18 protein-coding genes are annotated in these 20,208 nt (G+C 45.8%); 5 read left to right on the top strand and 13 right to left on the bottom strand.

Features of this window, described 5'->3' with window-relative positions:
- Positions 1–5 precede the first annotated feature (5 nt).
- The 3 genes from QMA13_RS03690 to QMA13_RS03680 form a co-directional block, all read right to left on the bottom strand.
- Positions 6–593, bottom strand: a complete 588-nt coding sequence (locus QMA13_RS03690) for a sulfite oxidase-like oxidoreductase (protein WP_282939585.1) — start codon at positions 591–593, stop codon at positions 6–8.
- Between the two features lie 55 nt (positions 594–648).
- Positions 649–2,829: a PAS domain S-box protein gene (locus tag QMA13_RS03685; protein ID WP_282943243.1), complete on the bottom strand. Its 2,181-nt coding sequence runs from the start codon at positions 2,827–2,829 to the stop codon at positions 649–651.
- 98 nt (positions 2,830–2,927) lie between these two features.
- Positions 2,928–3,878 carry a Gfo/Idh/MocA family protein gene (locus QMA13_RS03680; protein ID WP_282943241.1) on the bottom strand — a complete coding sequence of 317 codons (951 nt, stop codon included), beginning with the start codon at positions 3,876–3,878 and terminating at the stop codon, positions 2,928–2,930.
- 257 nt (positions 3,879–4,135) lie between these two features.
- On the opposite strand from QMA13_RS03680, the gene QMA13_RS03675 reads away from it, so the two are divergent.
- Complete coding sequence (locus QMA13_RS03675; RefSeq protein ID WP_282939584.1) at positions 4,136–4,705, top strand: hypothetical protein; 570 nt, start codon at positions 4,136–4,138, stop codon at positions 4,703–4,705.
- A 149-nt stretch (positions 4,706–4,854) separates the two neighbouring features.
- On the opposite strand, the gene QMA13_RS03670 is transcribed toward QMA13_RS03675, so the two are convergent.
- The 4 genes from QMA13_RS03670 to QMA13_RS03655 form a co-directional block, all read right to left on the bottom strand.
- Positions 4,855–5,871 carry an aldo/keto reductase gene (locus QMA13_RS03670; RefSeq protein ID WP_282939583.1) on the bottom strand — a complete coding sequence of 339 codons (1,017 nt, stop codon included), beginning with the start codon at positions 5,869–5,871 and terminating at the stop codon, positions 4,855–4,857.
- Positions 5,872–6,051: 180 nt separating this feature from the next.
- Positions 6,052–7,563: an anti-sigma-I factor RsgI family protein gene (locus QMA13_RS03665; protein ID WP_282939582.1), complete on the bottom strand. Its 1,512-nt coding sequence runs from the start codon at positions 7,561–7,563 to the stop codon at positions 6,052–6,054.
- Positions 7,556–8,365, bottom strand: coding sequence for an RNA polymerase sigma factor SigI (gene sigI / locus QMA13_RS03660; RefSeq protein WP_282939581.1), 810 nt, complete (start codon positions 8,363–8,365; stop codon positions 7,556–7,558). The genes QMA13_RS03665 and sigI overlap by 8 nt, the downstream gene beginning before the upstream one ends.
- A gap of 230 nt (positions 8,366–8,595) precedes the next feature.
- Positions 8,596–9,024, bottom strand: a complete 429-nt coding sequence (locus tag QMA13_RS03655; RefSeq protein ID WP_282939580.1) for a hypothetical protein — start codon at positions 9,022–9,024, stop codon at positions 8,596–8,598.
- A 416-nt stretch (positions 9,025–9,440) separates the two neighbouring features.
- On the opposite strand from QMA13_RS03655, the gene QMA13_RS03650 reads away from it, so the two are divergent.
- Complete coding sequence (locus QMA13_RS03650; protein ID WP_282939579.1) at positions 9,441–9,650, top strand: KTSC domain-containing protein; 210 nt, start codon at positions 9,441–9,443, stop codon at positions 9,648–9,650.
- Positions 9,651–10,004: 354 nt separating this feature from the next.
- Positions 10,005–11,966, top strand: coding sequence for a glycoside hydrolase family 15 protein (locus tag QMA13_RS03645; RefSeq protein WP_282939578.1), 1,962 nt, complete (start codon positions 10,005–10,007; stop codon positions 11,964–11,966).
- Positions 11,967–12,082: 116 nt separating this feature from the next.
- On the opposite strand, the gene QMA13_RS03640 is transcribed toward QMA13_RS03645, so the two are convergent.
- From QMA13_RS03640 to leuB, 4 genes are all read right to left on the bottom strand, one after another.
- Positions 12,083–12,808 carry a polymer-forming cytoskeletal protein gene (locus QMA13_RS03640; RefSeq protein ID WP_282939577.1) on the bottom strand — a complete coding sequence of 242 codons (726 nt, stop codon included), beginning with the start codon at positions 12,806–12,808 and terminating at the stop codon, positions 12,083–12,085.
- A gap of 336 nt (positions 12,809–13,144) precedes the next feature.
- Positions 13,145–13,528, bottom strand: a complete 384-nt coding sequence (gene gcvH / locus QMA13_RS03635; protein ID WP_282939576.1) for a glycine cleavage system protein GcvH — start codon at positions 13,526–13,528, stop codon at positions 13,145–13,147.
- A 104-nt stretch (positions 13,529–13,632) separates the two neighbouring features.
- Entirely contained in the window at positions 13,633–14,181 is a 549-nt protein-coding gene (locus QMA13_RS03630; protein ID WP_282939575.1) for a peroxiredoxin, read from the bottom strand.
- Positions 14,182–14,461: 280 nt separating this feature from the next.
- Complete coding sequence (gene leuB / locus QMA13_RS03625; RefSeq protein WP_282939573.1) at positions 14,462–15,541, bottom strand: 3-isopropylmalate dehydrogenase; 1,080 nt, start codon at positions 15,539–15,541, stop codon at positions 14,462–14,464.
- 223 nt (positions 15,542–15,764) lie between these two features.
- Here leuB and QMA13_RS03620 point away from each other — a divergent pair, with 223 nt between their 5' ends.
- Together QMA13_RS03620 and QMA13_RS03615 are read left to right on the top strand one after the other, a co-directional pair.
- Positions 15,765–16,949 (top strand): aminotransferase-like domain-containing protein, encoded by a 1,185-nt coding sequence (locus tag QMA13_RS03620; protein ID WP_282939571.1) that lies wholly within the window; start codon positions 15,765–15,767, stop codon positions 16,947–16,949.
- Between the two features lie 122 nt (positions 16,950–17,071).
- Positions 17,072–17,215, top strand: a complete 144-nt coding sequence (locus QMA13_RS03615; protein ID WP_282943713.1) for a hypothetical protein — start codon at positions 17,072–17,074, stop codon at positions 17,213–17,215.
- 166 nt (positions 17,216–17,381) lie between these two features.
- Here the strand turns inward: QMA13_RS03615 and QMA13_RS03610 are convergent, their stop codons facing one another.
- Together QMA13_RS03610 and QMA13_RS03605 are read right to left on the bottom strand one after the other, a co-directional pair.
- Entirely contained in the window at positions 17,382–18,932 is a 1,551-nt protein-coding gene (locus tag QMA13_RS03610; protein WP_282939569.1) for a 2-isopropylmalate synthase, read from the bottom strand.
- Between the two features lie 202 nt (positions 18,933–19,134).
- Positions 19,135–20,127: a ketol-acid reductoisomerase gene (locus QMA13_RS03605; RefSeq protein ID WP_282939567.1), complete on the bottom strand. Its 993-nt coding sequence runs from the start codon at positions 20,125–20,127 to the stop codon at positions 19,135–19,137.
- Between the last annotated feature and the right edge of the window lie 81 nt (positions 20,128–20,208).

The raw sequence follows: 20,208 nt of genomic DNA, 5'->3' as shown, positions 1-20,208 counted from the left end.
CGATATTAATCAAAATCGTAGCGCTGCTCATCCCATGGATCTCCGTACATATGGTATCCGTTACGCTCCCAAAAGCCCGGCTTGTCGTTGTTCATAAACTCAATCCCCCGCAGCCATTTAGCGCTTTTCCAGAAGTAGAGATGAGGCACTACCATCCGAACCGGATAGCCGTGGTCCGGTGTCAGCAGCTCTCCATTATGCTTAAGGGCAAAGAACGAAGTTTCCCGAAGAAAATCTTCCAGCGGCAGGTTTGTCGTCCAACCATGTTCAGCATGCAGCATAACGTACTTCGCTTCAGGCTTCAGCTTAACCCGCTTCATGACCTCAGCTACAGCAACCCCTTCCCATACATTGTCCAGCTTAGACCAAGTCGTCACACAATGAATATCGTTATGGAATTCCCGTCTGGGAAGAGCAATGAATTGCTGATAACTAAGCGTGATATCTTCCTCCACAAGTCCAAACAAACGAAAATTCCATAGGCTCATGTCGTTGTAATAGGGTACGCTGCCGTAATGTAGTACTGGAAATCCTTGCGTCAGTGTCTGCCCCGGCGGTACCCTGTTCCCGATTTCCTGCTTGATGTTCATCATGAACTTCCTCCCTCACGACTTGTAAGAAACTTCGGCCTTTAAGCCTCTACCCCTATTATAGCCGTAATGAGATGGGTTCTTCCAAAGGAAGTTCAGCTATCGGCAGGCTCACTTCAACCGTCGTCCCCTGATTCAGTCTGCTTGTGATGGACATTTTCCCGGCGTGATGTTCAATAATTTTTTGGCTCACCATCAATCCTAGTCCGGTTCCACCTTCCTTGGTTGTGAAGAACGGCTCTCCAAGCCGCGGCAGTTTGTCCTCCGGGATCCCACACCCTTGATCCACAATGCGCATCCGGGCATGACCGGTTGTGTCCAAGGAAAGCTCGATGAGAATAACCCCTTCACGAGTCATCGCCTCGATTGCGTTTTTCAGAAAGTTAATGATGACCTGCTTAATTTGGTTGGGGTCACATTGTACCGTAAAAGGTCCTTCGTCCGCTGATAACTGGATTTCAATGTTTTTCATAATAGCCTGCGTGCCAATCAACGTCTGAACCTCTTCGATCAAATCCTTGAGATCAGTCCTTCGCAATTGAAGGGATTGCGGCTTGGACAGCATCAGCAGCTCGCTTACGATCAGTTCTATGCGATCCAATTCCTCTTTCATAATGGCTAGATACTTAGGAAACTGCGGATCCGAGTGCATCATCAGCTTCACGAAGCCCTTCAATGCCGTAAGCGGATTACGAATTTCGTGCGCCACTCCGGCCGCCAATTGACCTACCACGGACAGCTTCTCGGATTTGCGCAGCAGTTCATCTTTTCTTTTCTGCTCGGTAATATCTTTGACCATCACATAGCAGCCTACCATGGCCTGACGAATGATAATCGGTGCAGGTGTAATTAATAGATCAATCAGAGAGCCATCCTTACACACGACCCGCATTTCTCCACACTCGACCGCTTCACCTATCATGAACCTTTGGAACCATTGTTGTGCTCGTCCGACATCTTCATAGTGGAACAAGTCCGTAAAATGGAAATCGTTTAATTCTTGTGCTGAATATCCCGTAATCTGCTCTGAAGCAGGATTTACCGAAACAATATACCCCGTTTTATCCAATGAAATAATGGCGTCTGGATTATATTTTTTTAACGAAGTATATCGATCAATCGTTTCCTCAAGCAGCTGCTGCATTTTCTTCTGCTCCGTAATATCCTGTACGGTCCCTTGCGTCTTAATGGGAAAACCTTCGTTATCCTTCAATACGACTCCTTGGATATGGACATGCTTCTCAGTGCCTGTAGTTAGGATAAGACGGCATTCGAGGCTGAAGTTATGACCTGCCATAGCCCTCTGCACTTTAGTCAAAACATTTTCATGGTCCGCCGGGTGAACAAATTGCAGCAGATTCTCAAACTTTCCGATTATATTTGTATCCGTGATGCCATAGATGCGAAGCAGCTCCTCGGAGCAATGAATCTCACCCCGCTCCAAGTCCCATTCCCAGCTTCCTATCGATGCAATTCGCTGTGCTTCCGCCAAGCTCCTCCGGCTGTTAATAAGAGCCTGCTCGGTCTGTATCCGCTCTGTAATGTCCCTTCCGATGGACAGAATTTTATCTACGTCACCATCCACATTTCGAATAAGCTTGATAGTCGTCTCAAACCAAATGTAACGCCCGTCTGCATGCCGGAATCGCGCGCATACTTTGTCCTTATCCGAATAATCGCGTTCATACAGTTCAGCAATATCATCAGGGTGAAAATAATCCATCAGCTTTTTCCCTATAAAATCTTTAGGATGATAGCCGAGCAGATTATGGAATGCCGGTGAAACATAGAGACACACTCCATCGCTCGAACTGTAAGCAATAATATCCTGCGAATGCTCACACACAACAGAATCCAAGTTATCCGCAAGCTTTTTCTCTGTGATATCCGTTAAATAAATATAAAAACTTTCCGGCACTCCCTCCTTATTGCGCAGAGTAAATACCTGTTCAGCTACCCATACTACATGCCCTGATTTATGAATATAACGGATTTCCATGATAGCGGAAGAACTATGTCCTTCCAGCAATTTCTGAAGCTGCCGCTCCTCTTGAGCCCAATCGTCCGGATGGAAAAAAATTCGATGATCCTTATCCACCAGTTCTTCTTCGTCGTATCCAAGCATCTTATAGAGAGCAGGATTAACCTGATTCCATACACCGTCAACAGAAGCAACAGCGATACCGATGGGAGCAAGTAAAAACGCGTTTCCATAAAAAGAAGGGTGTTCCAGATGCATCGAGCTCAATAGTGACGCCTCCTTTGCATTACCTTTAATAATTGCTCAGGTACTTAATAAATCACATATAGGTATCTAACTGAACGCTTTGAACGCTTTTATAAGCGGGAGGTCATCCTTTCAATCATTTGGTGAACAGGAAGGACCTGATCCGCACGAATGGAACAAGTTGCTGGGTCATGCAAACGTTGAAGGAAATGGTTAACAGCCCCGGCAAAACCTCTTCGAGACACAATCGTGTCCCAACTGCCAAAGGCTGATGACTTGGGAAGACTATGCTGTTCATATAAAACCGCCGTCTCCATATTCGTCACCTCGACAGAGCGAAAACTTCCATGCAGCTCAAGCTTTTCCAGATCCACACCGGCACGCCGTACCATACTAAATTGGCCTGCACGGACGGCTGTTTTGCCAATACCGGACCTAGTAAATGTGAGACTGCCCGTTCCGAACAGCAGCTTGCCTTCCTCATCCATTTGCTCTATGTACTGCAAATCCTCATAGCGCTCACCACCTAACCATAGCAGCAAATCCAGCATATGAATCATATCGTCGTACAAGGTGAATTTGGCGCTATGCTTTTGCAATTTCGTCCTATGCTTTGAAACACTACATAGATCGAAGCCTTCGTTCTCCTCAAGCCAATCTTTAGCCTGGACATATAATGGCGCAAAGCGACGATTAAAGCCAACCGCCAGCACAACTCCTTGATCGAGCGCATACTGTGCCATAGCTTCGGACTCCTGATAGACGTAAGATAACGGCTTGTCTACATAGACAGCCACCTTCTTCTTCAAGCAAGCCATGACGACGTCATAATGGGTCTCAGTTGGGCTGTGCACGAACACCGCTTCAGGCTCTTCTGCCAGCAGCGCCTCCACGCTCTCATAGCGCCCTTCTATGCGATATTGATCTGCTATCCTCTCAACCGTAGCCGGTGTCCTGCTGCTAATACCGACAATGTGAACGTTGTCATTTGAACTTAAGAGAGGTAAATATACTTTCTGAGCGATATCTCCTAGCCCTATGATCCCTATCCTTTTTTTCATGGTTGATCCCTTCTTCTCAATCATTTGCTCCACATTGTGTCGATTCATCTCGAAACTTATCGCCCTCAAATTGCGTATCTCATCTTGAAGCAGTGTCACTGCCTTACGCTGTTATTCTACTAATCAGGAGGTTACATAAATTTGACATGCTGTAATGTGGCAAATCTCTTTAATTTGCTATGGTCGTTATGGTAGAATAGGAATATTGTGAATATATCTGCTTTATCATTTTGCTTTCCATCTGGGGGATGGCTAACTTGTCGAAATTAAAATGGTTTTGGACTTTCATCATACTTTTTGTCGCATTGTTAGGATTAGCCGCTTTCTTTCAATCGGATATGCTTATTTACGCCGCCAGCGCGATCCCGATTCTTATTGTTTTAGCTTTACCCGACATTAAGAAGTATCAATATATTCGGAGCGCCAAAAATGCAAGGAATGTTGCCATTTACAAACAGGATAGCGGGGAAGATACGCTCATTATCATTGCTTTCCAACCAGGTTTTTTACGTTGGAAATCGAGCAAACTGTTTTTTCATTTGAACGATATCCGTGAAGACTCTAGCACCGCGAATTCTGTTTTTCAGGGTAGCGGCGAAACGGTTGCTTCCATTCCGGTCCTCTCTTTCGATCTGGCTGCGCACAAACGTAAGACGGGATGGATTAGCATCGACCTTGCTCAGCTGGAACAGCGAACAACTAACTTGTCTTATACAACAGACGAAATTAACCGGTTAGTTATTAGCATGAAAGACTTGGAGGAAACGGCATTGACGATGATGTCAGCAACCACTTCCTCCTCAAAAAACAAAAGTATTTCCGCTTAGATCATCCGTAAGAGAATGCCTTGTATTGACAGGCAATTCCTTGGACTACAGCCCTTTCAATTGCTGCCAATCAGGCGGCATTTTTTTATGTACTCCAATGATCTTAACTATGTTATAAAATGGCACTCTCAGTATTAGTAAAGCCTTTGTTAACGGTAGTAAGAAGCCGCTTCTTGTACCACTTTTTGCATAGGCAGATGATATGGACATTTCTCCTCACAAAGCGGCTTCTCTCTACAGGGCTCATAATCCGCACAGGAGAGAATCTTCTCTTTTTGCTTCTCATAAAATCCGTTGCCTTTAGGCAGTAGCCCCAAAGTTTGGCGTATTTGGCTCGATATCATAATATCCGGAATGGTAACCCCAATCGGACACGAGCAGTAGTTACAGCGGCGACAATTATGACTTCCGAGCTCGAGAGCCAACGATTCCAGTTCTTCACGCTCCGCCGTATCAACCTCAAGCTCCATCGCGGCCAAATTTTGTTTGACCTCGTCTACACTAACCATTCCAGAAATAATAACATCAACATTTTGGCTGTAAGGGTATCGGATCGCCTTCTCCACAGGCTGAATGAATCCCCCTGAGAGCGGCTTCATAGCGACCTTGCCCATTCCCATTTGCGTAGCCATGGGAATGAGTTCATTAAGCGCAAACGGCTGCGCCAGATTGAGATGAAACAAAACTTGGTCAAAATCTCCCTCGCTGATCCATTTGGCCAATAGTTCAGGACGATGGCCTGTAATGCCTATATAACGTACTTTACCAGCCGCTTTCATCTCCAAAGCAGCTTTATATGCCCCATTCTCTTCCATTGCCAGCTTATATTCGCTCACATAATTCACGTAGTGAATTTGCAGCAAATCAATGACATCGGTTTTCATTCTTACCAAGCTGCGCTCGATTTCTTCCTTAGCGGCAGCATAATCACGCTTATTAGTCTTCGTCGCCAAAAAATACTCCGAACGGCGGTGTGAGATGGTTTCCCCGATAATCTCCTCGCTGTTGCGATATCCCGCTGCTGTATCGATGTAGTTAATTCCATGATCCAGCGCATAATTAAGTGTATCTCCCGCTTGCTCTAGAGGTACCCCCGGTAAATTCATCGCTCCAAACCCTAATGCGGATACACGGTATCCGGTCTTCCCAAATTCGCTGTATCTCAACCGTTTTCTCCCCTTTATCCGGAAATCTAATAAAATATCGAAAGCTTCAATAAGGAAGCTGCTAAGAACTTATTCAAGTTACTATTTTATCATAACCTCATCGAATCCGTCACAAGAGCAGTTAAAAAATTCACGCAAAAAACACAGCGGCCAACTTTGGCGGCTGTGTTTTCGAGGCTTCTAACGCCTGTCGTCTTTGCCATTGTTATCTCTTCTTTGATTCTTACCCTCATCGTCCTTCGATGAATCATCCTTTTTCTTGTCATCGACTTTTTTATCATCGGATTTCTTATCATCCGTTTTTTTATCGTCCGATGATGGCTTTTTATCCTGATCTTTCTTGGAGTCATCCGTCTTTTTGTCCGGTTGCTTATCATTCTGCTTCTTTAGATCTTCTTGACGCTTCGCCTCTTCGCGTTTACGATCCTCATCGTCCTTCTTAGAGTCATCCTTTTTCGGATCGTTTGACTTCTTTGGGTCATCGTCCTTCTTTCTAGGGTCCTCTTTCTTGGGATCCGTATCTTTTTTGGAATCGTCGTCTTTCTTATTGTCATTACCGGGCAGATTCTTACCGGGTATTATCGTTCCCGGTCTCATACTAGGCGTCGGTGTTGGCTTAGGAGTAGCCGTAGGTTTCTTATCATCTTTACGGTCATCCGTTTTATTGCCGCTATTGTTCGTATTTGGGCTGCTGCCCGAAGTGGTCTTTTTCGGATCATTTTTATTGTTATTATTGTTGTTGTTATTGCTATTATTGTTATTATTCTTGTTGTTATTGTTACTGTTGTTGCTATTATTGTTGCCTTTCCCGTTGTCCTTGGAGTTTTGCTCCTTCTTCTTTTCCTGCAGCCGCTTATCCAGCTCTCCGGATTTTTCGTCATCCATCAGCTTTTTGAAGTCGGCTTTCGTCGGGGTTTTGTCAGGCTGAACAATCGCAGTCTTGTTATCCGGGTTATTTTTCACGATTTGATGAATCGACTCCTTCTTCAACTCATCAATCGTGACATCCACCCCATTGCTTTTGGCATTAAGATAGACTGAATATTTACCCATGGAAACACCGCTCTTGTTTGCTTCCTCGCGAACCTCTTGCGGGGCCGCAAACGCCTCTACCTGATAGGAGCTCACCTGAGTCGGATGGGTTTGCTTAATATGATCGGAAACCTGCTGACGAAGCTTCTCAGCAATCTTCGAATCATCTACCGTACTCTTCTCCTGCACTACGGAGCTTGCGATGACAATGTCCGCCTCACCCTTGGAGAGCGACTTCTGCTCAGCCTTATCTAGCAAGGTAGCCGTTACATTCTCCAATGTTTTCCCCTTGTAACTCACTTCTTGAATCAATTCAGATCCATCATCATTCAGCCCTCTAAGTTCGAGCACTTGTTCCTTTTCATCGATTCCCATCTCAACTGACGGATTGATGTCCAGCGATACATAGGCAACGACCTCGGAGCTGCCCATTCTCCCAGCAAAGCTGGCGAAAACGACTAGGCAGAACACGACCGCCGCGACGAGTGCGGAACGGCCGGCTACGGACGGACTACGCCAGTTCAAACCGGCGTCAGCATAAATGATTTCCTCACCGACTTCACAATTGCGGTTTTTTCGGGAAATTTTATCGAATTTGCCGTCCTGGCGCATTACGATAATGCTGGAGCCCGTCATCTCCATGACGATGCCTTTATTCATTTGCTACCCCCCCTTCAATTACATCCTCTTTGATATGTAGATAGTCTCGAAGATATGGATATGGCCCGTTATAAATTAAAGCGACAGCAATGATAAATTTGCGGTTGCGTTCCAATGTCTTTCGGGACACCTTTACCATGTCCAACAATTCCTTAATCGGCAGCATACGCTTTGAGAGCATTGTCCTCATTAATTCAGAATCCCCGGAGAGCTGCCTGCCAATGGCGAACAACGCCTGCCTGGAATCGTCATGCTTGGGAGACGCATCCACCAAATCCGAAAATTGAATACCAAAATCCGTCAAACAACGATTCAAATCCAATATTTCGCTGCGCCGCTCCTCCATTCCTTTTTGCTTCTCATACTGCTCGATCGCCTGATGAATTTCCACCGGGTTCACGACGTTATCCTCTTCGTCCTCCACTTCGAACATGCTGTAAGGAATCTGCTGCGTGAAGCGCTGCTCTTTACGGACATAATCAATTAAACGGCGTCGAATGACTTGCTCGGCAAAACCGAGAAAAGACCGACCCGCCTGCGGGGAGAATTGGTTAACGGCTTCGTTAAAAGCGCCTAAAGCAATACTAAATTCATCATCTCTTGCCGGATCTACATATCTCTTGCAAAAACGGCTGGTCACCTTCGCAACATACGGCTGGTAGTCCGTAATAAACTGGTTGCGCAGGCGTAAATCACCCTCTTGAATCCGAACCACGACTTGCTCAGGTGTTTGCGAATCCGATTTATCAGGGTGGTGAGACTGGCGTTTTCCGAGAAATCTCTTAAATAAAACGAGCAGCAATCGTTCCACCTCACACTATATTTTTTCGCTATCATCACGGTTGTTTACGGGGGTCGTTTTGTGCTTCAGCACTTATTATATCACAGGTAATATGAACCAAGCTTTCTTTGTCGAAAATGCTTGTCACATCGTCGAATTTTTGACCTTGGTTTGGACTGCAATAACAATGTGTTCATTTGCAGAAAACAAAAAAAACGTCCCCTACTAATAAGAGACGTTGTCAGGTCAAATTATGTTAAGCCGCGCATAGACTTTTTGTTCTTTAATCTGTTTTTGCGCTGGCTGAGGATGTTCAGCCGTTGCTTGAGCTGCTCCTCCCATTCGACATCGCCCCATGCTTTGGCCACCATCAACAGATCCAAAGACATATCAATTTGACTGCGTACGACCTCTAAGGGATCTTCATTCTCATGGTTCACGCAGTTTTCTATAAGTTCCGCTTGGCTTCGGTTATCGACGTATTCTTGAAAATCTACTTCCGGTGCTCCATCACCATGCGCATATTCAGCCAATATATCGTACTCGCTCTCTACTAAATAATGAACCTCGACCCGGTGGCAAACCGGACAAAATAATAAAGGCACATTATGAATTTGTGTTCGTATATGTTTTAAAGTCCCTTTTGTTCCGATCATACTGGCGCCACAACAAAAACTCATCTTTACGCCTCCTAAATAATTTCCCCTTCAAAAAGCTTAACGGGTTCAATAAGGATCACGGGCTTCTCCTTAACAACAAGGCTGCCTCGCTTGGGATAATGATAAACAGAACTGACTTATCGTCTATTATAACAGCTGGCAGGTTCAATGAACAAGGCAGATGCGGATATTACCATTTTTACGCAAGGTGCAGCGATAGTTTGCTAGATAGATGATTCAGCATCTTCATCATCGGGTATATAAATATATAAGGATGTAAGGAATAGGTACAAGCTGTATGAATCGACGAATTCAACCTATTCTAATCCCATATTCATGGGCATATATTAACAATATGTCGACGAAAATCCGTTGCGGCTTTAGCTCCTGCTATGCCAACGGATTTTTCATTCTCATTTCCGAAGGGAGAGAGTCACATGAAGTACATTCCGATCGGATCCAAACAAATCGCTTTCGTGCAGTACGATGATCAGTCCTCACAAATGCACATCCAATACCATACGGGGCAGACGGAGGTTTGTACTGGAGTTCAGGAGGAACAGGTACAAAGGCTTCTGCAGTCGGATAACCCTTATGATCTCATGGTACGCTTGACTAGGGCACAGAAGACGGCCCAAAGAGCTTAAGTATGCGATGATATCAAGCATCATGAAGTCAGCGCTTTAAAAGCACCCTCCAGTCCCCGACCGCACTATTTTACAGGTAAGAACGGATCAAGACCGATTTCCTGCTCTCGGGGTTCTCCCATCTCCGCTTTCGGGTGGAGATTTATTTTTTTCCAATATCCCCTATATAAGTATAGTTCTCGCCATATAGGAAATAGTAGAGTACTAGAGAAGCCGCCATTATCGTTAAAAGATTTATCCAAATATCCCAAAGAATCCGTTTTCATGCGCTTTCACGGGATTGACCACTTTGGTAGAAAAAGGTACTCTAATTGAAAAGAAGTACACTCCAGATAGATAAAGGATGTGGGTGGATTGCCAAGACACTTAGTCATCGGAAACGGCAAGTTTTTGATCAACCTAGACCGTCAAACGTACATGAGAGATTTATATTATCCCTATGTAGGGCAATTGAACCACATCGGAGGTTACCAGTGCAGAATCGGTCTGTGGGTTGACGGTGCCTTCTCTTGGTTGAATGACCCGGAGTGGGATTTCCATCTTGCTTACGCAGAGGATTCTTTGATTACCGAGGTAACCGCGGAGAATGCCCGTCTTGGCATTTCACTGCTTATTAATGATGGAGTGCATCAACGGGACGACATTTATTTGAAAAGAGTGCAGATCCACAATCAATGGGACACCGTCCGCGAGGTTCGGATGTTTTTCAATCAGGATCTCGTCATTAATGAAACTGAAGTCGGCGATACCGCCGCATACTATCCGATCAACAATACCGTATTTCATTATAAAAAAGATAAATATTTTATGTTCAGCGGCAGCACAGGGCCTGAAGGTATTTACCAATATACAACCGGCGTGAAACGCTTCTATAATGCAGAAGGCACTTGGCGAGACGCCGAGGATGGCCACCTCATGGGCAATGCCATAGCTCAAGGGTCCGTAGATAGCACGATCAGCTTCCGTCTTCATGTGCCGCCTCATGCGGATGAAATCATGTACTATTGGATGACGGCAGGCAAAAATCTAGAGGAAGTCAAAAAGCTTGACGCCTACGTGAAGGAAAGCCACCCCGGCAAGCTGCTCGATCGTATCAAAGTGTATTGGCAGCGCTGGGTCAATAAATCCGAACGGGATTACGGTGACCTAAGTCCGGAGGTGATCCGGCTTTATAAGCAAAGCTTATTAGTTGTACGCACTCAGACAGACGTTAACGGCGCTATTATTGCAGCTAACGATTCCGATATCATGCAAAGCAACCGGGATCACTACAGCTATATGTGGCCGCGTGACGGTGCTCTGATTGCCTATGCAATGTCCATGGCAGGGTATCAAGGAATGATTACGCCTTTCTTTCATTTCTGTGCCAACGTGCTGTCCCCGGAAGGATATCTTCATCATAAGTACAATCCGGACGGCACCGTCGGCTCCAGCTGGCATCCATATATTCATGCCGGTAAAACCCAGCTGCCGATTCAAGAAGATGAGACTGCGCTTGTATTATTCGCCTTATGGCAGGACTTCCTGAAGCATGGCGTTATCGAGCTTCCACAGTCTTTATACCGTACTTTAATCCGCCGGGCCGCCCGCTTCATGTCCACTTATATCGATCAGGATTTGAATCTCCCAAAACCAAGCTACGACCTGTGGGAAGAGCGATACGGCATTTATACGTTCACAACGTCAGCGGTTTACGGCGGGCTGATCGCGGCCGCAAATTTCTGCAGCTTGTTCGGCGATGAGGAGCGAAGCAGCAGGTACAAGCATACCGCTGAGCGTATCAAGGCGGGTATGTTGAAGCATCTGTGGGATGAGGAAGAGCAGCGCTTTGTGCGAGGCCTTTACTTGGAAAATGGAGAATGGGTTAAGGATAAGACTATCGAGAGCAGTGTATACGGCATTTTCGAGTTTGGCGTACTGCCTGCCGACGATGATCGAGTCGTTCGCACGATGCAAACCAATCGAGATCGGCTTACAATCAAAACCGATATCGGCGGCGTAGCGCGGTATTATCATGACTATTACTTCCAGCGTTCTTCTGACATCGAGAATATCCCGGGAAATCCTTGGATTATATGTACGCTCTGGATTGCCGAATGGGAGATCGAATACGCCAAGACAGTAGCCGATCTAGAAGCGCCCCGACGAACTTTGGAATGGGTCGTGAAGCACGCAATGGAAAGCGGCATATTGTCGGAGCAGCTTGATCCGTTCGACGGCAGCGCTGTATCTGTCGCCCCGCTTACTTGGTCGCATGCAACCTATGTGTTGACGGTTGTCAAATACATGGAGAAATATAAGAAGCTTAAAGGGTAGAGAACCACAAGGCATCCCGTTATGGGAATAAGAATAAAGCCTGGAATCATCATAACCTAAGGTTACGGTGAGTCCAGGCTTTATTAGGCTATATCATGCTCAACGACTCATGCGAATTAGATTTGTTTGGCATCCATAATTTTCGCGTTCTTATCAGGAATAAAAGACTCTTTATACTCCACGCAATCGATAATGCAGCCAGGCCCCACGGTAATTCGACTGCCACGCACCATTTTGGCTGTTGTGTATTCCAATTCAATCTCGTCGCCTTCAATAGTATCGACTGTCAGCTGCTTAGCGACGAATTTAGGCAGAAATGGGTTCAGAAGCGACTTCAGTCCACTTCGGCAAACGGAAATCTTCTCGCCTCCTATTTCTTGAGCCTTACAAGGGCCATACATGGTTATATCAACGTTTCCGGCATTTAGCAGTCCACCGATCTGGAAAACGCCCTTTACCGCAAAAGTCTCAGCCTCGCTGTCCCCATCTACATGAAAGCCGCCCTCAACACGAACATGATCACCGGTCGCACTGCCTTTAACACGGGTGGATCCGCTGCATTCCAGCTCGCGATAGGTGAGATTGCCATCTACTTTGGCTTCCCCGCTGATTTTGAATTTTGCTACATCGACATTCCCATCGATATGGCATGAACCGCTGATAGAGGCATCGTTAGCACGTAAGTACCCTTTTACTCCACCCTTACCGTTGATTTGAAAATCGATGCATTCCGTATCGCTTAGCAGCGTTCCGAAGCCGTCGATTTTGACGTTTCGAAAGCTTCCTCCACCTGAGGAGCCGCTACCCGCAATGACCAAATCCTGCTCTTTATGCTGTTCCATCCTAATTCCCTCCATCGTTGTCTTTTCCTATTGTTTCAAAAATATTGTCATCTCATCACTTTTCGTAAATCACCTTATTCAGTAAAACAATGTTTCGATTATCAATAGTTGTATGAATATACAAAGACATCTATCACTGGATTGTATAAGTTTGGGTGCTAAAAAGAAGTCTCATTATTACCTTAACAAATATAGTGTAACATAACACTGTTACGTTGTAAATATAGATCTCTAACCATTCATTTTGCGGCAAACAACTTTACAAACACCCGTGAAATAAAAAAAAGCCCTCCTCATCCTTAAGCCGAAGCATTAGTTGAGGAGAGTCTGCTGCTATTATTCGTGTCCATAAGTTGCTTCGTATTTATCAGCATCCCACAGCTTATCCAGCTCCGCGGGATCTGCAATTTCCACCACTATCATCCATCCGCTCTCATACGGAGATAGATTGATAACGCCCGGATTTTCCTGCAGCTTACGGTTAATGTCGATCACTTTGCCTGATAGTGGAGCATACATCTCGGATACGGTCTTCACGGACTCCATGCTGCCGAACGGCTCGCCCGCTTTCAATGAATCGCCGACCTCAGGAAGCTCAGCAAATACAATCATTCCAAGCTCCTCTTGAGCAAAATCCGTCATGCCGATAACCGCACGATTGCCTTCTACACGAACCCATTCGTGATTTTCGCTGTATTTCAAGTTATTCAATACTTCCACTTGCCGTTTCCTCCTGTCTTACAAATGAAAATCCCTCTAGCTGCAGTATAGCAGACCAGAGGGATTTTTTGAAATAGGAAGTCCTAGAACCGAATAATCGGAACTTATTTCGCAACCAGATGCTTGTCGCCTTTTTTCCAGTTCATTGGGCAAAGACCACCGGATTGTAATGCTTCCAGCACGCGGAATGTTTCTTCTACGCTGCGGCCTACATCGTTGTGGTTAACCACTTGATATTTTAATTCGCCTTCAGGGTTGATGATGAACAAACCACGAAGCGCGATACCTTCTTCTTCGATCAAAACGCCATAATCACGAGCTACTTTTTTAGTCAAGTCTGCTCCCAATGGGAAGTTCAGCTTGCCCAAGCCGTTAGCGTCAACTGCAGTGTTGATCCATGCACGGTGGGAATGAATGCTGTCTGTGGATACGCCAAGAACATCAGCGTTCAATTTTTGGAAATCAGCATATGCTTCGCTCAAAGCAGTGATTTCTGTTGGGCATACAAAAGTAAAGTCTAAAGGATAGAAGAACAATACCAACCATTTACCTTTGTAATCGGACAAAGAAACTTTACCGAAATCTTGGCCGTTACCTGCTGCTGTTTCCATTGTGAAATCTGGAGCTTGTTTACCTACCAAACGTTCTGCCATCTGATAATGTCCTCCCTTAATGCTTGTATTTTTCATATAAAATCGTAACATCCGTCATTATGAATGTCAAGATTAAAGGAATTACTAATTAATAATTATTATAATTTGTCACAATTCTACCGTTGATCTTTTACGTAATGAACAACGAAGACCCTTAACCATCCCCTGCAGATGGAAGAGTCTTCACTGTGATGAAATATTGATAAATGCGAGCTAGGCAACGACAGCCTTAAGGCCGATAAAACGATCTGCCTTCAAGCTTGTCCACCATGCGGATTTCTTATTTACGGATAGCATTAACGATCAGATCGCCCATAGCTGTAGTTCCGATAGCTTTGCTCTTGTCTACAGCGATATCGCCTGTGCGATGTCCAGCGTCAAGAACTTCTTTTACTGCGCGTTCGATAGCTTCTGCAGCGTCGTGATATCCGAAAGTCAAACGGAACATCAAAGCTACGGAAAGAACCGTTGCGATTGGATTGGCTACGCCTTGACCAGCGATGTCAGGAGCGGAACCGTGTACCGGCTCGTACAATCCGAATGCGCCTTCGCCAAGAGATGCGGAGGACAGCATACCGATGGATCCAGTCAACATAGCAGCTTCGTCACTCAGGATATCCCCGAACATGTTTTCCGTTACGATAACATCAAAGCTGGATGGGCGACGCAGCAATTGCATAGCGCAGTTGTCTACCAATACGTGCTCCAGCTCAACATCCGGATAGTCAGGAGCGATGCGGTTAACCGTTTCTCTCCACAAGCGGGAAGTTTCAAGCACGTTCGCTTTATCTACAGAAGCTAGTTTTTTGCTGCGAGTTTGTGCAATTTCAAATGCTTGACGCACGATGCGCTCAACTTCTTGTACGTTGTATACACAAGTATCTACCGCTTCTTGTCCGTTCGCGCCTTCGCGACGGAATTTCTCACCGAAGTAAATACCGCCTGTCAATTCACGAACAACAATCAGGTCCGTACCTTCCAATACTTCCGGCTTCAATGTGGAAGCATCTTTCAAGCAGTCAAAAATAACCGCTGGACGAATGTTGGAGAACAAGCCCAACGCTTTGCGAATGCCAAGAAGTCCTGTTTCCGGACGAAGTTCCTTGGAGTTATTGTCCCATTTAGGTCCGCCTACCGCACCTAACAGTACAGCATCGGAATTTTTACACATATCCAAAGTTTCTTGAGGAAGTGGAGTTCCCTTCTCATCAATAGCGATTCCGCCGAACAAACCATGCTCGGTTTCAAAACGGTATCCAAAAACCTCTTCCGTCTTTTTCAATACTTTCTCAGCTTCAGCTACAACCTCAGGTCCGATACCGTCCCCAGCGATTACAGCGATTTTTTTAACGTCTGCCATTAGGTTCACTCCTACACTTTAAGTATTATATCCTTTGTACCATATTTAGCCCCCTATGACAAAGATATAAAAGCTATCATCGTAATAGGAATTACCTATAGTGGTCTCCTCAGATGGGATTCATGGATTCATCATAATAATATTCAAAAGGTGTTGTCTTACAAGTGCCAAAGGTTTACAATACTTAAAAATATAAAATGTCATTGGGCAAAGGAGCTTAGGTATGAATTATCGATTCTCCGATACAACAGAAAGCTTCAAATCTTCGGCGGTTAGGGAAATTCTGAAGCTGACTCAAGGCAAGTCCATCATTTCACTCGCAGGCGGGCTCCCCAACGAGCAGTATTTCCCTATTGCGGCGGTCCGGGATGCGTTCTCGCGCGTGTTTGACGAGGGGAAACAAGTACTGCAGTACGGCTTAACTGAAGGCTTTACACCGCTTCGTGAAAGTATTAGCCGGCATTTGCAGCGCAAGCAGATTCACGTCGGCATCGATGACATGCTGCTCACGACAGGCTCTCAACAGGCCATTGACTTATTGACACGAGTTTATATTGATCCAGGCGACGTTATTTTAGTAGAGCGTCCAACGTATTTGGCTGCACTCCAGATCTTCCAATCGAGAAATGCACGCATCGTCTCCGTCGATTGTGACGCGGATGGTATGGATCTATCCGATCTTGAACATAAAATACAACAGTATAGTCCCAAACTGATCTACGTGATTCCTACTTTCTCCAACCCTTCAGGTAAAGCATGGAGCTTAGAACGCCGGAAAGGCACTCTGGACATTTGCAAACGCAGCAATGTCCTTATTCTTGAAGACGATCCTTACGGAGAATTGCGTTTCGGTGGTGGAGATGCTTTGCCTTCGCTCTTCTCTTTGGACGAGCATCCGAACGGCTGCGTTGTTTATACGAGCACGTTCTCCAAAATCGTAGCTCCCGCTCTGCGTACAGGCTGGGCTATTGGAGACCCTCAGATTATCCGTCATATGACTCGTGCTAAGCAGGCTGCCGACCTGCATTCAAGCTCGATGGATCAACAAGCACTCCACCAGTTGTTCTTGCATTTCGATCTTTACGGTCATATCGATTTAGTTCGCACTGAATACGAAAAACGGATGAGACAGATGGTCGAGCTGCTGCAGCTGCAAAATTGGCCTGGTGCCCACTGGATAGAACCCAAAGGAGGCATGTTCATTTGGCTGGAGCTTCCAGAACATGTGAATACCGAGCAGCTCTTAAAGCTTGCTGTAGAAGAAGAGGTAGCCTTCGTTCCCGGCATCAGCTTCTATGCAGACGAGCCTAAGCATAATACGATGCGTTTGAACTTCACTCATACCGACACGGAACAAATGGTTGAGGGTATCGAACGTCTGAACCGTGCTATTCGCAAAGTGCTGTAAACTGCAATCCGTATATAAAGCAACAGCAGCCCTCTCGGTTTAATGGGAAGGCTGCTGTTGCTATTTATTTAATTGTTGAGCTCAAGAGCATGATCTCAGGAAGATTCTCTCTGATAAATTAGATGAAACAAGATCTTGTGATGATTACCAACAAGATGAACAATACCAAGATTACTCCTGTGCTAGTGAAGACACCGCCTACTCCTCCACAGCTGCAACCTACTCCTCCTAATCCGAATCCCATAGCTCCCATCCTCCCTTCTTAAGGAATTGATGTATATTATGACAATGGGATAAGGAACGAGTGGGCTATTAGAGGAATAGGGCATCTAACCATACCAGACATTCATAAGGTAAAACAAAATACCCCTCATGCTCTTGTCCGAAGACAATGCATGGGGGTGCTTCAGTCGTACTTATTCAAAAATACGATTAGATCAAGGATACATTGTCCCTTTTGCTGCGCGCAGGGGATTTCCGTTTCTCGATGAGACGGTTAACCGCATCAATATATGCCTTTGCGCTTGCCTCCAAGATGTCGGTGCTGACACCGCGTCCTTGAACGGAATAATCGCCTTGATTCATCACAACATGAACTTCACCCAGCGCATCTTTGCCGTGGGTAACGGATTTAATCGAGTAGTCTTCCAGCTCGACCTCTTCTTTAGTCACTTTATCAATCGCATTGAAAATCGCATCAACAGAGCCATTGCCTACAGCCGCTTCTTCAGCAGATCCTCCATCGATCATTTTCACACGAATCGTAGCGGTAGGAACGGACTGATTGCCGTAGGACAGCTGCAGATTGTCAAGCACGAAGACTTCCGGTGTTTCGATCAGCTTCTCTTCGATCAGCGCGCGGATATCCTCATCGCTAACATCCTTCTTCTTATCGGCCAAATCCTTGAACTTGCCGAACGCTACATTCACCTGTTCGTCGTTCAATTCATAGCCAAGGTCGATCAGCTTCTCACGGAACGCGTGGCGTCCGGAATGCTTACCCATAACGAGCTTGCTTTCCTTCAAACCGATCGTTTCTGGAGACATGATCTCGTAGGTGGTTTTCTCCTTCAGCATGCCATCCTGGTGAATACCGGACTCATGCGCGAACGCATTTGCCCCTACAATCGCTTTGTTGCCAGGCACAACCATACCTGTCAGCTTGCTGACCAAACGGCTGGTACGTGCAATCTCGTTGAGTACGAGGGAGGTTTTCGCTTGGAAAAACTCCTGGCGCGTTTCAAGAGCCATAGCCACTTCCTCCAGGGAAGTGTTACCTGCTCTTTCGCCGATACCGTTGATAGTACCTTCGATTTGGTCCGCTCCGTTCAATACAGCCGCCAAAGCGTTAGCTGTAGCCATTCCCAAATCATCGTGACAATGAGCGCTCAGCTGAATTTTCTCGATCCCTGGCACATTTTCTTTCACCGTTTTGAAAATATTACCGTACTCGTACGGTGTCAAGTAGCCAACTGTATCCGGGATGTTGACCACGGTAGCACCCGCACGGATCGCCATTGCCGTCACTTCACAGATAAAGTCCAGCTCCGTACGTCCCGCGTCTTCCAGCGAAAACTCGACTTTATCGAAATATTTTCGCGCGTAACGGATCGCCGCTTCAGCAGTTTCCAGTACTTGATGCTTTTCCATACGCAGTTTGTGCTTGCGGTGAATCGGCGAGGTAGCCAAGAACAAGTGCACACATGGATCCTGTGCCCCCTTCAATGCTTCATGCACAGCGTCCAAATCCTTCTCTCTGGAGCGAGCCAGACCGATAATGGAAGCATTTTTCACCGCTCTTGCTACTGCATTGACACCAGCCAAGTCCCCAGGAGATGCCGCGGGAAAGCCCGCTTCGATGCGATCAATGCCAAGCTTCTCCAATTGCAGAGCAATTTCAACCTTTTCCTGCATGTTCAAGTTCACGCCTGGCGATTGCTCGCCGTCCCGCAGTGTTGTATCGAAAATATAGATTTTTCTCATGAGCCCAATCACCTCTTAGGAGTTTTCGCAAGAAAACGGACTTTTGTCGCCTATAACGAGACCCATACATACACAGTCTCTCTAAGCAGAAAAAGGTACGGCTCGAAGGTGAGAAAACCGGAGGACACTCCACCGCTACATTCCCCATTGTCTTCAAGCCGACCTCATTCATACTCTATCTATTACACGGAACGAACTAATATTACTTTTTGATCCAGTGCATCATTTCACGCAGCTGGGAACCAACTTGCTCCAACGGATGCTCGGATTCCAGACGGCGAGTCGCTGTCAAGAAAGCACGGCCGGATTGGTTTTCCAAGATAAAGTCACGAGCGAATTTACCTTGTTGGATATCGGAAAGCACTTCTTTCATTGCTTTCTTAGTTTCATCAGTGATGATGCGAGGACCAGTTACATAGTCGCCGTATTCAGCTGTGTTGGAGATGGAATGTCTCATAGTAGCCAATCCGCCTTCATACATCAGGTCAACGATCAATTTCAACTCATGCAAGCACTCGAAGTATGCCATTTCTGGAGCATAGCCAGCTTCAACCAAAGTTTCGAAGCCTGCTTTAACCAATGCAGATGCACCGCCGCAAAGTACAGCTTGCTCACCGAACAGGTCAGTTTCTGTTTCTTCACGGAATGTTGTTTCAATAACTCCTGCACGTGTGCAGCCGATACCTTTAGCATAAGCCAAGCCGATTTCTTTAGCTTTGCCTGTAGCGTCTTGGTGGATAGCGATCAATCCAGGTACGCCAAAGCCTTCAACGTATACACGGCGTACCATGTGACCTGGGGATTTAGGAGCTACCAACAATACGTCTTTATCGGAAGACGGATTGATTTGGCCGAAGTGAACGTTGAAACCGTGGGAGAACATGATCGTTGCACCTTGTTTCAGGTTCGGTTCGATTTCGTTATGGTATACGCTTGCTTGCGTTTCATCCGGCATAAGGATTTGAACCACATCAGCCAATTTTGTTGCTTCTGCAACGGAGAATACTTCGAAACCGTCGTTTTTCGCTTGCTCGAAGGATTTACCTTGACGAAGACCAACAATAACTTTCAGACCGCTGTCACGCAAGTTTTGCGCTTGAGCATGTCCTTGGCTTCCGTAACCGATAATTGCGATTGTTTTACCTTTAAGTACGTTCAGATCAGCATCTTTTTCATAATAAGTTGTAACTGCCATGGATAATAGCTCCTCCTTTTGTTTGAAAACCCTGTGAATGGGCGGTACAACGGACAACCAAGAGCTTTCAGGGCACTATCA

Source organism: Paenibacillus sp. RC67, assembly GCF_030020805.1.
In the GTDB taxonomy this organism is placed as follows: domain Bacteria; phylum Bacillota; class Bacilli; order Paenibacillales; family NBRC-103111; genus Paenibacillus_S.
The sequence above is the reverse complement of the archived record's forward strand: the minus strand, read 5'-3'. Positions and strand labels throughout refer to the sequence as shown.

What these genes read in the sequence shown, in the direction of transcription:
- QMA13_RS03690 (WP_282939585.1), bottom strand. Translation starts at nt 593, where the DNA reads ATGATGAACATCAAGCAGGAAATCGGGAACAGGGTACCGCCGGGGCAG.
- QMA13_RS03620 (WP_282939571.1), top strand. Translation starts at nt 15,765, where the DNA reads ATGAATTATCGATTCTCCGATACAACAGAAAGCTTCAAATCTTCGGCG.
- QMA13_RS03605 (WP_282939567.1), bottom strand. Translation starts at nt 20,127, where the DNA reads ATGGCAGTTACAACTTATTATGAAAAAGATGCTGATCTGAACGTACTT.
- QMA13_RS03655 (WP_282939580.1), bottom strand. Translation starts at nt 9,024, where the DNA reads ATGAGTTTTTGTTGTGGCGCCAGTATGATCGGAACAAAAGGGACTTTA.
- leuB (WP_282939573.1), bottom strand. Translation starts at nt 15,541, where the DNA reads ATGGCAGACGTTAAAAAAATCGCTGTAATCGCTGGGGACGGTATCGGA.
- QMA13_RS03680 (WP_282943241.1), bottom strand. Translation starts at nt 3,878, where the DNA reads ATGAAAAAAAGGATAGGGATCATAGGGCTAGGAGATATCGCTCAGAAA.
- QMA13_RS03640 (WP_282939577.1), bottom strand. Translation starts at nt 12,808, where the DNA reads ATGGAACAGCATAAAGAGCAGGATTTGGTCATTGCGGGTAGCGGCTCC.
- QMA13_RS03665 (WP_282939582.1), bottom strand. Translation starts at nt 7,563, where the DNA reads ATGAATAAAGGCATCGTCATGGAGATGACGGGCTCCAGCATTATCGTA.
- QMA13_RS03610 (WP_282939569.1), bottom strand. Translation starts at nt 18,932, where the DNA reads ATGAGAAAAATCTATATTTTCGATACAACACTGCGGGACGGCGAGCAA.
- QMA13_RS03630 (WP_282939575.1), bottom strand. Translation starts at nt 14,181, where the DNA reads ATGGCAGAACGTTTGGTAGGTAAACAAGCTCCAGATTTCACAATGGAA.
- QMA13_RS03685 (WP_282943243.1), bottom strand. Translation starts at nt 2,829, where the DNA reads ATGCATCTGGAACACCCTTCTTTTTATGGAAACGCGTTTTTACTTGCT.
- QMA13_RS03615 (WP_282943713.1), top strand. Translation starts at nt 17,072, where the DNA reads ATGAAACAAGATCTTGTGATGATTACCAACAAGATGAACAATACCAAG.
- QMA13_RS03650 (WP_282939579.1), top strand. Translation starts at nt 9,441, where the DNA reads ATGAAGTACATTCCGATCGGATCCAAACAAATCGCTTTCGTGCAGTAC.